Raw genomic sequence first — 15,736 nt, forward strand, 5'->3', positions numbered from 1 at the left:
GTAAATTAACCAGCGTCTACGAGATTGTCTGGGAAAAGTTGCAAGGTTTAAAATAGCACCTTCAAGGTCATTTGGGAACATTGCAAGAGCTGAAATAAAGGAATAAGAATTGATGAATAAACGTATTTTTGTTGAAAAAAAGGCTGATTTTCAAGTCAAGTCAGAGAGTTTGGTAAGGGAGCTCCAGCACAACTTGGGACTGTCAACTTTGAAAAGTATTCGCATTGTGCAGGTTTATGATGTCTTTGATTTGGCAGAGGACTTGTTTGCACCTGCGGAAAAACACATCTTCTCTGAGCAAGTGACTGATACTGTTTTGGATGAAGCTGGAGTTCAAGCTGATCTTGAGAAATATGCTTTCTTTGCGATTGAAAGTTTGCCGGGTCAATTTGACCAACGTGCCACATCTTCACAGGAAGCCTTGCTTTTGCTGGGAAGTTCGAGTGACGTGACGGTCAACACAGCACAATTGTACTTGGTTAATAACGATATTGATGCGACTGAGTTGGAAGCGGTCAAGAACTACTTGCTCAATCCAGTGGATTCACGTTTCAAGGATATCACAACAGGGATTGCCAAGCAGGAATTTTCAGAGTCAGACAAGACCATTCCGAAATTGACTTTCTTTGAAAGCTATACAGCAGAAGACTTTGCGCGCTACAAGGCTGAACAAGGAATGGCTATGGAAGTGGATGATTTGCTCTTTATCCAAGATTATTTCAAGTCAATCGGGCGCGTGCCGACGGAAACAGAGCTCAAGGTCTTGGACACTTACTGGTCTGACCACTGCCGTCACACGACTTTTGAGACAGAGTTGAAAAATATCGACTTCTCAGCTTCTAAATTCCAAAAACAATTGCAGGCGACCTATGATAAATATATCGCTATGCGCGAGGAATTAGGTCGTTCTGAAAAACCACAAACCTTGATGGATATGGCGACTATTTTTGGTCGTTATGAGCGTGCTAATGGTCGTTTGGACGACATGGAAGTGTCAGACGAAATCAATGCCTGCTCGGTTGAAATCGAAGTGGACGTTGATGGTGTCAAGGAACCTTGGCTCCTCATGTTCAAGAACGAAACTCACAACCACCCAACGGAGATTGAGCCATTTGGTGGGGCTGCTACTTGTATCGGTGGAGCCATTCGTGACCCGCTGTCAGGGCGTTCCTACGTTTACCAAGCCATGCGTATCTCAGGCGCGGGCGACATTACAGCGCCGATTTCAGAAACGCGCGCTGGGAAATTGCCACAACAAGTCATTTCGAAGACAGCGGCTCATGGGTATTCTTCGTATGGGAACCAAATTGGTCTGGCGACGACTTACGTTCGTGAGTACTTCCACCCAGGTTTTGTAGCCAAACGCATGGAGCTTGGTGCCGTTGTCGGTGCTGCTCCTAAGGGTAATGTTGTTCGTGAAAAACCGGAAGCGGGCGATGTGATTATTCTACTCGGTGGGAAGACTGGACGTGATGGTGTCGGTGGTGCGACAGGATCTTCTAAGGTTCAAACAGTTGAGTCTGTAGAGACTGCTGGAGCTGAGGTTCAAAAAGGGAATGCCATCGAAGAACGCAAGATTCAGCGTCTCTTCCGTAATGGCGATGTCACTCGTCTCATCAAGAAATCCAACGACTTTGGAGCAGGTGGTGTCTGTGTGGCTATCGGTGAATTGGCAGATGGTCTTGAAATTGACCTTAACAAGGTTCCTCTTAAATACCAAGGTTTGAACGGTACAGAAATTGCCATTTCTGAATCTCAAGAACGGATGGCAGTTGTGGTGCGTCCTCAAGACGTAGCTGCCTTCGTTGCGGAATGTAATAAAGAAAATATTGATGCTGTTGTTGTGGCAACAGTGACTGAAAAACCAAATCTTGTCATGCACTGGAATGGTGAAACGATTGTCGACTTGGAACGCCGTTTCCTTGATACAAACGGTGTGCGTGTAGTCGTTGATGCCAAGGTTGTGGACAAGGATGTCAAACTCCCAGAAGAACGCACAACAAGTGCTGACACCCTTGAAGCAGATACCCTTGCGGTTCTGTCTGATCTCAACCATGCGAGTCAAAAAGGTTTACAAACTATCTTTGACTGCTCGGTCGGTCGTTCAACGGTCAATCACCCACTTGGTGGTCGCTACCAACTCACACCAACTGAGGCATCTGTGCAGAAATTGCCAGTTCAACACGGTGTGACTCACACTGCGTCTGTCATGGCGCAAGGATTCAATCCATACGTGGCAGAATGGTCTCCATATCATGGCGCTGTCTATGCGGTTATCGAAGCGACTGCTCGTCTGGTTGCTGCTGGTGCAAACTGGTCTAAGGCTCGCTTCTCTTACCAAGAGTATTTCGAGCGGATGGACAAACAAGCTGAGCGTTTCGGTCAGCCAGTAGCAGCTCTCCTAGGCTCTATCGAAGCACAAATCCAACTTGGCTTGCCATCTATCGGTGGTAAGGACTCTATGTCTGGTACTTTTGAAGAATTGACTGTACCGCCAACCTTGGTTGCCTTTGGGGTGACGACGGCAGATAGCCGTAAGGTCCTCTCTCCTGAGTTCAAGACTGCTGGTGAAAACATCTACTACATCCCAGGTCAAGCTCTAGCACAAGAGATTGACTTTGATCTTATCAAGTCTAATTTTGCTCAATTTGAAGCCATCCAAGCTGGACACAAAGTAACATCTGCATCAGCTGTTAAATATGGCGGTGTCCTTGAAAGCTTGGCACTTGCTACCTTCGGAAATCATATCGGTGCAGAGGTGACCTTGCCTGAACTTGAAAGTTCTTTAACAGCTCAATTGGGCGGATTTGTCTTCACATCTCCTGAAGAGATTGCTGGAGTAGAGAAAATCGGTCAAACGAAAGCAGACTTTACACTCCTTGTCAACGGTGTGAAGTTAGATGGACACAAACTTGACAGTGCCTTCCAAGGAAAACTGGAAGAAGTTTACCCAACAGAATTTGCCCAATCTAAAGAATTGGACGAAGTACCAGCTGTCGCTTCTAACGCAGTCATCAAAGCCAAGGAAACTATTGAAAAACCGGTGGTTTACATCCCAGTCTTCCCAGGAACCAACTCAGAATATGACTCAGCTAAAGCCTTCGAAAAAGAAGGTGCAGAGGTTAACTTGGTGCCATTTGTGACCTTGAATGAAGAAGCTATTGTCAAGTCAGTTGAAACCATGGTTGACAATATAGGCAAGGCAAACATTCTCTTCTTTGCAGGCGGATTCTCCGCTGCGGATGAACCGGATGGGTCAGCTAAGTTTATTGTCAATATCCTTCTTAATGAAAAAGTGCGTGCAGCGATTGATAGCTTTATCGCTCGTGGTGGCTTGATTATCGGTATCTGTAATGGATTCCAAGCCCTCGTCAAATCAGGTCTTCTTCCATATGGTAACTTTGAAGATGCAAGTAGCACTAGTCCAACCCTCTTCTACAATGATTCCAACCAGCACGTAGCTAAGATGGTAGAAACGCGAATTGCCAATACCAACTCACCATGGTTGGCTGGTGTGCAAGTGGGCGATATCCACGCTATTCCGGTATCGCACGGTGAAGGGAAATTTGTCGTGACGGCTGAGGAATTTGCAGAGCTCCGTGACAATGGTCAAATCTTTAGCCAATACGTTGACTTTGAAGGCAGACCAAGCATGGATTCTAAGTACAATCCGAATGGTTCTGTAAATGCAATCGAAGGAATTACCAGCAAGAACGGCCAAATCATCGGTAAAATGGGACACTCAGAACGTTATGAAGGCGGTCTTTTCCAAAACATCCCAGGAAATAAAGACCAGCACCTGTTTGCGTCGGCGGTTAAATACTTTACTGGAAAATAAGACTTACAGATTTTCTAATAGATAGTATCAGTAATGTAAAAGTCATGTAAATTTAGCTCTTGGTGCTACACAAATAAAAATTAGGTATAAAAAATGACATACGAAGTAAAATCTCTTAATGAAGAATGTGGTGTTTTCGGTATCTGGGGGCATCCAGATGCTGCTAAATTGACCTATTTTGGTCTCCACAGTCTTCAGCACCGTGGTCAGGAGGGGGCAGGAATCCTCTCCAATGATCAGGGGCAATTGAAGCGTCATCGTGATATGGGGCTTTTATCAGAAGTATTCAGAAATCCAGCTAATTTGGATAAACTAACTGGAACGAGCGCGATTGGGCATGTGCGTTATGCGACTGCTGGCGAAGCTTCTGTTGACAACATCCAGCCCTTCCTCTTTCGCTTTCATGATATGCAGTTTGGACTTGCTCACAACGGAAACTTGACCAATGCCGAATCGCTCAAGAAAGAATTGGAACAAAGAGGAGCTATTTTCAGTTCAACTTCGGACTCGGAAATCTTGGCTCACCTCATTCGTCGGAGTCACAATCCCAACTTGATGGGCAAAATCAAAGAGGCGCTTAGCCTTGTCAAAGGTGGATTTGCTTATATCTTGCTATTTGAGGACAAGTTGATTGCGGCGCTTGATCCTAATGGTTTCCGTCCACTTTCTATTGGGAAAATGGCAAACGGAGCAGTAGTGGTTTCATCTGAAACCTGTGCCTTTGAAGTCATCGGTGCTGAGTGGATTCGTGATGTAAAACCAGGAGAGATTGTAATCGTGGATGACAATGGGATTCAGTATGATAGCTATACGAATGATACCCAGTTGGCGATCTGCTCTATGGAGTATATCTACTTTGCCCGTCCTGACTCCAATATCCATGGTGTCAACGTCCATACTGCACGGAAACGTATGGGAGCGCAACTAGCGCGTGAGTTCAAGTACGAAGCAGATATTGTGGTCGGTGTGCCAAATTCCTCACTCAGCGCAGCTATGGGATTTGCAGAAGAATCTGGTCTGCCAAATGAAATGGGCCTCATCAAGAACCAATACACGCAACGTACCTTTATCCAACCGACTCAAGAATTGCGGGAGCAAGGGGTGCGGATGAAACTCTCTGCTGTTTCGGGTGTTGTCAAAGGCAAACGTGTGGTGATGATTGATGACTCTATTGTACGTGGGACAACCTCTCGCCGTATCGTTCAGCTTTTGAAAGAAGCGGGGGCTTCTGAAGTTCACGTAGCCATTGGTAGTCCAGCGCTAGCTTATCCATGTTTTTACGGGATTGATATCCAGACGCGTCAGGAGCTGATTGCGGCCAATCATACGGTCGAAGAAACTCGCCAAATCATTGGTGCAGATAGCCTGACCTATCTTTCGATTGATGGCTTGATTAATTCTATTGGCATCGAAACAGATGCGCCAAACGGTGGTCTCTGTGTCGCTTACTTTGACGGCGACTACCCAACTCCTCTCTACGACTATGAGGAAGACTATCAAAGAAGTTTTGAAGAAAAGACCAGTTTTTACAAGTAGACGGATAAAGACTCTCCATGAAAGGAAAGGAAGAGAAGATGACAAATAAAAATGCTTATGCTCCACGTCTCGCTACTGACTAAAAGCTAAAGCATTTGTCAGTAGATGCTTTGCCCTATGGGACCAAAGCTAGAGCCCTGACTAGTATTTTTAGATAAAATAATTGTTTTATCTAAAAATACGTCGCAATCTTCTCAAAGAAAAGGAAAAATAAAATGGCAAATAAAAATGCGTACGCCCAGTCAGGTGTAGATGTTGAAGCGGGTTATGAAGTTGTTGAGCGGATCAAAAAGCACGTGGCTCGCACGGAGCGTGTGGGTGTTATGGGAGCTCTTGGTGGCTTTGGTGGCATGTTTGACCTTTCAAAAACAGGTGTCAAAGAGCCCGTCTTGATTTCAGGGACTGACGGTGTCGGGACCAAGCTCATGTTGGCCATCAAGTATGATAAGCATGATACGATTGGGCAAGACTGTGTGGCCATGTGTGTCAACGATATTATCGCTGCAGGTGCGGAGCCTCTTTACTTCCTCGACTATGTCGCAACTGGTAAAAATGAACCAGCTAAACTAGAACAAGTCGTTGCTGGTGTGGCAGAAGGCTGTGTGCAGGCAGGCGCAGCCCTCATCGGTGGGGAAACGGCTGAAATGCCTGGTATGTATGGCGAAGATGACTACGATCTGGCTGGTTTTGCAGTCGGTGTGGCTGAAAAATCTCAAATCATTGACGGTTCAAAAGTGGCAGAAGGTGATGTTCTTCTCGGACTTGCGTCAAGTGGGATTCACTCGAATGGTTACTCACTCGTGCGCCGTGTTTTTGCCGACTACACGGGTGAGGAAGTCTTGCCAGAATTGGAAGGCAAGAAACTCAAGGAGGTCCTTCTTGAGCCGACTCGTATCTATGTCAAGGCTGTCTTGCCACTCATCAAAGAAGGATTGGTCAACGGTATTGCCCACATCACAGGTGGGGGTTTTATTGAAAATGTTCCTCGTATGTTTGCGGCTGACCTAGCTGCGGAAATTGAAGAAGACAAGGTTCCAGTGCTTCCGATTTTCAAAGCTCTTGAAAAATACGGTAAAATCAAGCATGAAGAAATGTTTGAAATCTTCAATATGGGTGTGGGACTCATGCTGGCAGTTAGCCCTGAAAATGTAGATCGTGTCAAGGAATTACTGGATGAACCAGTCTATGAAATTGGTCGCATCGTCAAGAAAGAAAACGAAAGTGTCATCATCAAATGAAAAAAATAGCGGTTTTTGCCTCTGGTAACGGCTCAAATTTTCAGGTGATTGCTGAAGAATTTCCGGTGGAGTTTGTCTTTTCAGACCATCGAGACGCCTATGTGCTCGAGCGTGCAGACAAGCTCGGCGTTCTGTCCTATGCTTTTGAACTCAAGGAGTTTGAGAACAAGGCGGACTACGAAGCAGCTCTTGTCGAGCTCTTGGAAGAACACCAGATTGACTTGGTTTGTCTCGCAGGCTATATGAAAATCGTTGGGCCAACTTTGCTCGCTGCTTACGAGGGTCGGATCATTAACATTCATCCTGCCTACCTGCCCGAATTTCCAGGAGCTCATGGGATTGAGGACGCTTGGAATGCTGGTGTTGCTGAGAGTGGCGTCACCATTCACTGGGTGGACTCAGGTGTGGACACAGGCAAGGTCATCAAACAAGTCCGTGTTCCACGTCTAGCTGATGATACCATCGAAAGCTTTGAAGCTCGCATTCATGAGACTGAGTACAAGTTGTATCCAGAAGTATTGGATAGTTTGGGAGTGGAGAGAAAGGTTTCTTTAACGTGGGGAAAATAAGAACATATATAAGTAAACATGTATTTCAGACAGTCTTTGTGGTTACAGTGATATTGTTTATAATTGACTTGACGAATATACCAAGGAGTATTCCCATCTTGAGTAATATATCAGAAAGTTATGATTGGTTGGGATATTTTGGGGCTATTATTGGGGTTTATGCTACTGTAAAAATTTTTGAACTAACTTTATCAAATGATAGGAACAATCGTCAAAGAGACTTTGAAGCTAATCAAAAGACTATTATAAATGAACGAAGATTAAGTAATCTACCTTGGTTATCAATTAGAGTGCTAAAACCGTCTGATACTACGTTAAAAAAAGTAAGAGCATCTCATTTTCTCTATTTAGAAATTGAGAATGTAGGTCTGAACCACGCGATAGTAACACATAAGAAAGAGGATTATTCTCCAACTGAAGAGTTGTCGGAAGGCTATGGCGATGTTGTAGAAAATGTAGAGAGTTTTAAAATTATCAAGAAGGACTGTAAGAAAAAAATTATTTTTCCAATTACAGATTCTAGTACAACTAAATTTAGAATTTATTATATGGATATCTATAAAAATTATTATTATAATACTTATGAAATAAATCCTGAAAGGTTCGTACAGTCCCAATATAATTCTGCCTACTATCATCATGGTACTCTGCCAATAAAAAAAATATCTGAGTATGATTCAGATAGATTAAGTATGGTTTAAATGCTTATACTAAATGAAAGGAAATAACATGACTAAACGCGCCTTAATCAGCGTCTCAGATAAAGCGGGCATTGTTGAATTTGCCCAAGAACTCAAAAAACTTGGTTGGGATATCATCTCGACAGGTGGGACCAAGATTGCCCTTGACAATGCTGGGGTGGACACTATTGCCATCGACGATGTGACTGGCTTCCCAGAAATGATGGACGGTCGTGTCAAGACTCTCCACCCAAATATCCACGGAGGGCTTCTTGCTCGTCGTGACTTGGATAGCCACTTGGAAGCGGCTAAGGACAATAAGATTGAGCTCATCGATCTTGTAGTTGTCAATCTTTATCCTTTCAAGGAAACGATTCTCAAACCAGATGTGACGTACGCTGATGCGGTTGAAAACATCGATATCGGTGGGCCATCCATGCTTCGTTCAGCGGCTAAAAACCACGCTAGCGTGACAGTTGTGGTAGACCCTGCTGACTATGCTGTGGTTTTGGACGAATTGGCAGCCAATGGTGAAACGACTTACGAAACGCGTCAACGTTTGGCAGCCAAGGTTTTCCGCCACACTGCGGCTTATGATGCTTTGATTGCAGAATACTTCACAGCTCAAGTCGGAGAAAGCAAGCCTGAAAAGCTCACTTTGACCTATGACCTCAAGCAACCAATGCGTTATGGGGAAAACCCTCAACAAGATGCGGACTTCTACCAAAAAGCTTTGCCGACTGACTATTCGATTGCATCAGCTAAACAGCTCAACGGTAAGGAATTGTCCTTCAATAACATTCGTGACGCGGATGCGGCCATTCGTATTATTCGTGATTTCAAAGACCGTCCAACTGTTGTGGCTCTCAAACATATGAACCCATGTGGAATTGGTCAAGCTGATGACATCGAAACTGCTTGGGATTACGCTTATGAGTCTGACCCAGTGTCTATCTTTGGAGGAATTGTCGTTCTCAATCGTAAGGTGAATGCTGCGACAGCTGAGAAGATGCACAGAGTTTTCCTTGAAATCATCATCGCACCAAGCTATACGGATGAAGCGCTAGCCATTTTGACCAACAAAAAGAAAAACTTGCGTATACTTGCCTTGCCATTTGACGCTCAAGAGGCAAGCGAAGTGGAAGCAGAATACACAGGCGTGGTAGGTGGACTCCTCGTGCAAAACCAAGACGTGGTCAAGGAAAGCCCAGCTGACTGGCAAGTGGTGACTAAACGCCAGCCAACCGAGACAGAAGCGATAGCCCTTGAGTTCGCTTGGAAGGCTATCAAGTACGTCAAATCGAACGGTATTATCATCACCAACGACCACATGACACTTGGTGTTGGGCCAGGTCAAACCAATCGTGTGGCTTCAGTCCGCATCGCTATTGACCAAGCTAAAGACCGCCTTGACGGCGCTGTGCTTGCTTCAGATGCCTTCTTCCCATTTGCGGATAACGTGGAAGAAATCGCCAAAGCAGGTATTAAGGCCATCATCCAGCCAGGTGGCTCCGTCCGTGATCAAGAATCTATTGAAGCAGCGGATAAATATGGCTTGACCATGGTCTTCACAGGTGTGAGACATTTTAGACATTAAGAAGCAAAAGGGAAGAAAACAGTTTCTTTCCTTTTTTGGTTTAAAATGCTAAGTGAAACAAGATTAAAACGAACGTTTGTGATATAATATTAGTAAATAATTCGCAAAAGAGGTTGAGAGATGAAGCTGTTAGTTGTCGGTTCTGGTGGTCGTGAACATGCGATTGCTAAGAAATTGCTTGAATCAAAAGACGTTGAAAAAGTCTTTGTAGCTCCTGGAAATGATGGGATGACTCTAGATGGTCTGGAATTGGTGAATATCTCTATTTCCGAACATTCTAAGTTAATTGAGTTTGCAAAGGTCAACGATATTGCTTGGACCTTCATCGGGCCAGATGATGCCCTTGCTGCTGGGATTGTAGATGATTTTAACCAAGCTGGGCTCAAAGCTTTTGGTCCGACTAAGGCTGCAGCGGAGCTGGAGTGGTCCAAGGATTTTGCTAAGGAAATCATGGTCAAATACGACGTTCCGACAGCAGCTTATGGTACATTTTCAGATTTCGAGGAGGCTAAGGCTTATATCGAGGAGAAAGGCGCTCCAATCGTAGTTAAAGCGGATGGCTTGGCGCTTGGGAAGGGTGTCGTTGTTGCGGAGACGGTTGAGCAAGCAGTCGAAGCTGCTCATGAGATGCTTTTGGACAATAAATTTGGTGACTCAGGTGCGCGTGTGGTCATCGAGGAATTCCTTGATGGAGAAGAGTTCTCTCTCTTTGCCTTTGTCAATGGGGACAAGTTCTACATTATGCCAACGGCTCAGGACCATAAACGTGCCTATGACGGCGACAAGGGTCCTAATACTGGTGGGATGGGTGCCTATGCGCCAGTTCCTCACTTGCCACAGAGCGTGGTTGCCACAGCGGTTGACACTATTGTCAAGCCAGTCCTTGAAGGGATGATCAAAGAAGGTCGTTCGTATCTTGGTGTTCTTTACGCAGGGCTTATTTTGACTGCTGACGGTCCTAAAGTCATCGAGTTTAACGCTCGCTTCGGAGATCCAGAAACACAAATTATCTTGCCTCGTCTGACCTCCGATTTTGCACAAAATATCACGGATATTCTTGATGGCAAGGAGCCAGCCATCACTTGGACGGACGAGGGTGTGACACTGGGTGTTGTTGTAGCATCAAACGGCTATCCACTCGCTTATGAGAAAGGTGTCAAGCTTCCTACCAAGACAGAAGGCGGCATCATCACTTACTATGCCGGTGCTAAGTTTGCGGAAAATAGCAGAGCACTGCTGTCAAATGGCGGACGTGTCTATATGCTCGTCACCACAGCAGACACCGTCAAAGAAGCCCAAGATACGATCTACCAAGAACTCGCTCAACAAAAAACAGAAGGTCTCTTCTACCGAACAGATATCGGAAGCAAGGCTATAAAAGATTAACAGATACTAAATTTGTCAATGGCGAGCCAAAGCGAGCCAAAGTAAGATAATGGTCGCAGTGGTGAAAAGACCAGAACTATTACTGTTCTGGTCGGGGAAACTTTGAGACCTTAGGCTCAAAGTTTAGGAATGAAACCGAAGGTTTGCTTCCGTCCCCACCACCGAAGACCATTATTAAAAAAGAAGAAAAAGGAAAAATTATGACTAAACCAGTAATTTCCATTATCATGGGCTCAAAATCCGACTGGGCAACTATGCAAAAAACAGCAGAAGTTCTAGACCGCTTCGGTGTAGCTTACGAAAAGAAAGTTGTCTCTGCCCACCGTACTCCAGACCTCATGTTCAGACATGCGGAGGAAGCTCGTAGTCGCGGTATCAAGGTCATTATCGCAGGTGCAGGTGGCGCAGCCCATTTGCCAGGAATGGTCGCAGCCAAAACAACCCTTCCTGTCATCGGTGTACCCGTCAAATCGCGTGCCCTTAGTGGCGTGGACTCGCTCTACTCTATCGTGCAGATGCCGGGTGGCGTGCCTGTCGCAACTATGGCTATCGGTGAAGCTGGTGCGACAAATGCAGCCCTCTTTGCCCTCCGTCTCCTTTCAGTAGGGGATCAAGCTATCGCGACAGCATTGGCTGATTTCGCAGAAGAGCAAGGAAAAATCGCAGAGGAGTCGACAAATGAGCTCATCTAAAACAATCGGAATTATCGGTGGCGGTCAGCTGGGTCAGATGATGGCCATTTCTGCTATCTACATGGGCCACAAGGTTATCGCGCTGGATCCTGCGGCTGATTGCCCGGCCTCTCGCGTGGCGGAAATCATCGTGGCGCCTTATAACGATGTGGATGCCCTCCGTCAGTTGGCTGAGCGATGTGATGTCCTCACCTATGAGTTTGAAAATGTCGATGCTGACGGTTTGGATGCCGTTATCAAGGATGGACAACTCCCTCAAGGGACAGATCTCCTCCGCATTTCGCAAAATCGCATTTTTGAAAAGGACTTTCTCTCAAACAAGGCCCAAGTCACTGTGGCACCCTACAAGGTTGTGAACTCAAGCCAAGACTTGGCAGATATTGACCTTTCTAAAAATTATGTCCTCAAGACTGCGACTGGTGGCTATGATGGACATGGACAAAAGGTTATTCGCTCGGCAGAAGATTTGGAAGAAGCCTATGCGTTGGCTGATTCTGCAGACTGTGTCTTGGAAGAATTTGTCAACTTTGACCTTGAGATTTCTGTCATTGTGTCAGGGAATGGCAAGGAAGTTACGGTTTTTCCAGTTCAGGAAAATATTCACCGAAACAACATTCTTTCAAAAACCATTGTGCCTGCTCGCATTTCAGGAAGTCTAGCAGACAAAGCCAAAGCTATGGCAGTGCGAATTGCTGAACAACTGAACCTTTCTGGAACTCTTTGCGTGGAAATGTTTGCGACAGCTGACGACATTATCGTCAATGAAATTGCGCCACGCCCACATAACTCAGGGCACTACTCTATTGAAGCCTGCGATTTCTCTCAGTTTGATACCCATATTTTAGGTGTTCTGGGAGCACCATTGCCAGCTATCCAACTACATGCCCCAGCTGTCATGCTTAATGTTCTCGGCCAGCATGTCGAGGCTGCTGAAACATATGTGACAGAAAATCCAAGCGCCCACCTTCACATGTATGGTAAAATAGAAGCGAAGCACAACCGCAAGATGGGACATGTGACTTTGTTTAGTGATGTACCAGATGAGGTTGAGGAATTTGGGAAAGGGATTGATTGGTAAGTGAAGACTATGATTCAAATCATCGTGAATGATTTTGTTTAAAAGGATAAGACTGGAGCAGTCGTTGAAGTCTTGTATGCTAGTAGTGGTCACGAAAAAGTTCAAGAAAAATATCACGAACTGACTGCACAGTTTCCTAACGACTATCTGGCTATTTATGATTTACCACTGGATACCAACTTGAATGAACTTGGACATTATCCGTCTGTTGCGATAGATTGAACCTTTAAATAATAGAAAGTTGCAGTTTATGTTAAAGAAATTAACAGTTATAAAAAATCTAGGAACGTTTTCAAATTTTAAACCTAATAAAAGTCAGTCTGAGTGGGATGGAGATTTAAAAAAAAACAATATTATATTTGCCCATAATGGATCAGGCAAAACGACATTATCTTTGATTTTTCAATCATTAGCTGAAGGTAACAGTGATTTAGTAAGTAAAAAACATAGAATTACTTCAACTGATGACATAGAAATACGTTTTTTAGGAGAAGAAAAAAACTATAATTTCGTTAATGGTTCGTGGGACGAGATAGAATCTAATATTAAAGTCTTTAATAGTTTTTATTTTAGTGATAATGTATATGCTTTTAAATTTTCAAATGATGAGTTTAGTTTTCTTTTTAAAAGTAATGATGATATCAATCAAAAAAATCAAGAACTCACAAAACATTTAAAGAACATTTCAAGAATACGTAAGCAAATAAGGAGTAATCCATCTTGGATAAAAGAACAAATTCGCAAATTGAAAACAAATAAGGGAAAGCAACGTATAGAGAAAATTAATAGAAAGTTTGTGAGTGATAAACGTGAGGAGTTAGAGAAATTAACTAAGCGAACAAAAGAACTTTCTCCTATTGTAAAAGAATTTTACCAGAATATCTGTAGAGATTATTGTGATAAAGTAAATTATTATTTAAGACAGTTTACAGATTCTATTGTTATCAAAGATATTAAACCACTCTACAGTAAATCAGTTAGTTTACAAAGTATAATTTTCAATCTGGAAATCAATGGTATTCAGACAAGTTTAGGAAAAAGAGATGTATCTTTTGATTTTTATCTTAGTGATGGTGATAAGAATGCAATTTCATTTGCTTCATTTTTAGCAAGACTAGATATGATGGGAGAGGAGAATCTTAAGAAACAAATAATTATTTTTGATGATCCTTTCAATAGTATGGATAGTCATAGAAAAAATAGGACAATAACTTTAATTTCTCAACTTTCTAACAAGGTTAAACAGATGTTTGTTTTTTCACATGATTTATATTTTGCTAATGACTTGCATGGTAGAATTTTTCCTAAAGAAAATACCTTGTGTATGGAAATGACTAAATATAATGGAGATACTCATTTGTTAGTGAAGAATAATTTTAGTACAGAAACAAAAACATTATTGATACAACGAATTGAAAAATTACATAATTTTGAAAAAAATGATGCTCCTAGTGAACAGTTATTTGGAATAAAAAGCGATATTCGTCCTATATTAGAAGGAATGTTTAAAATTAAGTTCTATAAAACATTGCTTGAATTGCAAGATAAGGGTGGAATGAATATTGAACAATTGTGGTTAAAAAATTATGTAGATTTTATAGAAAAATCTGAAGATGATGAGGATTATAGTAGTTTTAAAAGGTTGTATCCTTACCTAAGTAAATTTAGAGATATACAAAATTATTGTTCAGAGCCTCATCACGACCAAAGTGATACATCCTATAATCAGATAATTGCACCATTTGATTTGAAGGTTTATGTGAGAGATACTTTAGAATTAGTACAATTAATTTAGTAAAAGTTAAGGAGAAACAACATGATTGAACGTTACTCTCGCCCTGAGATGGCGAACATTTGGAGTGAAGAAAATAAATACCGTGCTTGGCTTGAGGTGGAAATCTTGGCTGACGAGGCATGGGCTGAGTTGGGGGAAATCCCTAAGGAAGATGTGGCTTTGATTCGCGAGAAAGCGGACTTTGACATCGACCGTATTTTGGAAATCGAGCAGGAGACACGCCACGATGTGGTGGCTTTCACGCGTGCGGTTTCTGAGACTCTTGGCGAAGAGCGCAAGTGGGTTCACTATGGCTTGACTTCTACCGACGTGGTGGATACCGCCTACGGTTACCTCTACAAGCAGGCTAACGACATCATCCGTCGTGACCTTGAAAACTTCACCAACATCATCGCTGACAAGGCTAAGGAGCACAAGTTCACCATTATGATGGGTCGTACCCACGGTGTGCACGCTGAGCCGACAACTTTTGGTCTTAAATTGGCGACTTGGTACAGCGAAATGAAGCGCAATATCGAGCGTTTCGAGCATGCAGCTGCTGGTGTGGAAGCAGGTAAGATTTCTGGTGCGGTTGGAAACTTTGCCAACATCCCACCATTTGTTGAGCAATACGTCTGCGACAAATTGGGTATCCGTGCTCAAGAAATCTCTACACAGGTCCTTCCTCGTGATCTTCACGCTGAGTACTTTGCTGTTCTTGCTAGCATTGCAACTTCAATTGAGCGTATGGCGACGGAGATTCGTGGTCTTCAAAAATCGGAACAACGTGAAGTGGAAGAATTCTTTGCTAAAGGTCAAAAAGGCTCTTCAGCAATGCCTCACAAACGCAACCCTATCGGTTCTGAAAACATGACAGGTCTGGCGCGTGTTATCCGTGGTCACATGGTGACAGCCTATGAGAACGTTGCTCTCTGGCATGAACGCGATATTTCCCACTCATCAGCTGAGCGTATCATCACACCGGACACGACCATTTTGATTGACTACATGCTCAACCGTTTTGGAAATATCGTCAAGAATTTGACAGTCTTCCCAGAAAACATGATCCGCAACATGAACTCAACTTTTGGTCTTATCTTCAGCCAGCGTGCCATGTTGACCTTGATTGAAAAAGGCATGACGCGTGAACAGGCCTATGACTTGGTGCAACCAAAAACAGCCTACTCTTGGGACAACCAAGTAGACTTTAAACCACTTCTCGAAGCAGATCCAGAAGTAACCTCACGTCTGACTCAAGAGGAGATCGACGAAATCTTCAACCCTGCATACTACACTAAACGAGTGGATGATATCTTTGAACGTATCGGACTTGGTGACTAATCATAAA

At 43.6% G+C, this 15,736-nt stretch carries 11 protein-coding genes and 1 pseudogene; all 12 read left to right on the forward strand.

The genetic code is table 11. From position 1 onward, the window contains the following. Positions 1-112: 112 nt before the first annotated feature. The 12 genes and pseudogenes from O3652_RS09825 (at position 113) to purB (ending at position 15,729) form a co-directional block, all read left to right on the forward strand. Positions 113-3,838 (forward strand): phosphoribosylformylglycinamidine synthase, encoded by a 3,726-nt coding sequence (locus tag O3652_RS09825; protein ID WP_371590385.1) that lies wholly within the window; start codon positions 113-115, stop codon positions 3,836-3,838. Between the two features lie 93 nt (positions 3,839-3,931). Continuing rightward, a complete protein-coding gene (gene purF / locus O3652_RS09830; protein ID WP_063645740.1) occupies positions 3,932-5,374 on the forward strand; it encodes an amidophosphoribosyltransferase in 1,443 nt (480 codons plus the stop codon). Between the two features lie 215 nt (positions 5,375-5,589). Then, complete coding sequence (gene purM, locus O3652_RS09835) at positions 5,590-6,612, forward strand: phosphoribosylformylglycinamidine cyclo-ligase (protein WP_371590387.1); 1,023 nt, start codon at positions 5,590-5,592, stop codon at positions 6,610-6,612. Next, positions 6,609-7,181 carry a phosphoribosylglycinamide formyltransferase gene (purN, locus tag O3652_RS09840; RefSeq protein WP_371590388.1) on the forward strand — a complete coding sequence of 191 codons (573 nt, stop codon included), beginning with the start codon at positions 6,609-6,611 and terminating at the stop codon, positions 7,179-7,181. Before purM ends, purN begins: the two co-directional genes overlap by 4 nt. Before the next feature lie 98 nt (positions 7,182-7,279). Further along, complete coding sequence (locus O3652_RS09845) at positions 7,280-7,882, forward strand: hypothetical protein (RefSeq protein WP_125398123.1); 603 nt, start codon at positions 7,280-7,282, stop codon at positions 7,880-7,882. A gap of 28 nt (positions 7,883-7,910) precedes the next feature. Further along, positions 7,911-9,458, forward strand: coding sequence for a bifunctional phosphoribosylaminoimidazolecarboxamide formyltransferase/IMP cyclohydrolase (purH, locus tag O3652_RS09850; RefSeq protein ID WP_371590389.1), 1,548 nt, complete (start codon positions 7,911-7,913; stop codon positions 9,456-9,458). A gap of 120 nt (positions 9,459-9,578) precedes the next feature. After that, positions 9,579-10,844 (forward strand): phosphoribosylamine--glycine ligase, encoded by a 1,266-nt coding sequence (gene purD, locus O3652_RS09855; protein WP_371590390.1) that lies wholly within the window; start codon positions 9,579-9,581, stop codon positions 10,842-10,844. Between the two features lie 200 nt (positions 10,845-11,044). After that, entirely contained in the window at positions 11,045-11,536 is a 492-nt protein-coding gene (gene purE / locus O3652_RS09860; protein ID WP_049550113.1) for a 5-(carboxyamino)imidazole ribonucleotide mutase, read from the forward strand. Then, positions 11,523-12,614: a 5-(carboxyamino)imidazole ribonucleotide synthase gene (gene purK, locus O3652_RS09865; RefSeq protein ID WP_258230110.1), complete on the forward strand. Its 1,092-nt coding sequence runs from the start codon at positions 11,523-11,525 to the stop codon at positions 12,612-12,614. Before purE ends, purK begins: the two co-directional genes overlap by 14 nt. A gap of 9 nt (positions 12,615-12,623) precedes the next feature. Then, a pseudogene (locus tag O3652_RS09870) lies at positions 12,624-12,836 on the forward strand (phosphoribosylaminoimidazole carboxylase). A 28-nt stretch (positions 12,837-12,864) separates the two neighbouring features. Next, positions 12,865-14,409, forward strand: coding sequence for an AAA family ATPase (locus O3652_RS09875; protein WP_181187183.1), 1,545 nt, complete (start codon positions 12,865-12,867; stop codon positions 14,407-14,409). A 21-nt stretch (positions 14,410-14,430) separates the two neighbouring features. Further along, positions 14,431-15,729: an adenylosuccinate lyase gene (gene purB / locus O3652_RS09880; RefSeq protein WP_000572898.1), complete on the forward strand. Its 1,299-nt coding sequence runs from the start codon at positions 14,431-14,433 to the stop codon at positions 15,727-15,729. Positions 15,730-15,736: the final 7 nt, after the last annotated feature.

Origin of the sequence: Streptococcus sp. 27098_8_23, assembly GCF_041432195.1 — a bacterium.
GTDB lineage: Bacteria > Bacillota > Bacilli > Lactobacillales > Streptococcaceae > Streptococcus.

Bases quoted from the DNA above. Each gene is read 5' to 3' on its own strand.
- purE (WP_049550113.1), top strand. From the start codon at position 11,045: ATGACTAAACCAGTAATTTCCATTATCATGGGCTCAAAATCCGACTGG.
- purM (WP_371590387.1), top strand. From the start codon at position 5,590: ATGGCAAATAAAAATGCGTACGCCCAGTCAGGTGTAGATGTTGAAGCG.
- O3652_RS09875 (WP_181187183.1), top strand. From the start codon at position 12,865: ATGTTAAAGAAATTAACAGTTATAAAAAATCTAGGAACGTTTTCAAAT.
- purF (WP_063645740.1), top strand. From the start codon at position 3,932: ATGACATACGAAGTAAAATCTCTTAATGAAGAATGTGGTGTTTTCGGT.
- purN (WP_371590388.1), top strand. From the start codon at position 6,609: ATGAAAAAAATAGCGGTTTTTGCCTCTGGTAACGGCTCAAATTTTCAG.
- purK (WP_258230110.1), top strand. From the start codon at position 11,523: ATGAGCTCATCTAAAACAATCGGAATTATCGGTGGCGGTCAGCTGGGT.
- O3652_RS09825 (WP_371590385.1), top strand. From the start codon at position 113: ATGAATAAACGTATTTTTGTTGAAAAAAAGGCTGATTTTCAAGTCAAG.
- purB (WP_000572898.1), top strand. From the start codon at position 14,431: ATGATTGAACGTTACTCTCGCCCTGAGATGGCGAACATTTGGAGTGAA.
- purD (WP_371590390.1), top strand. From the start codon at position 9,579: ATGAAGCTGTTAGTTGTCGGTTCTGGTGGTCGTGAACATGCGATTGCT.
- purH (WP_371590389.1), top strand. From the start codon at position 7,911: ATGACTAAACGCGCCTTAATCAGCGTCTCAGATAAAGCGGGCATTGTT.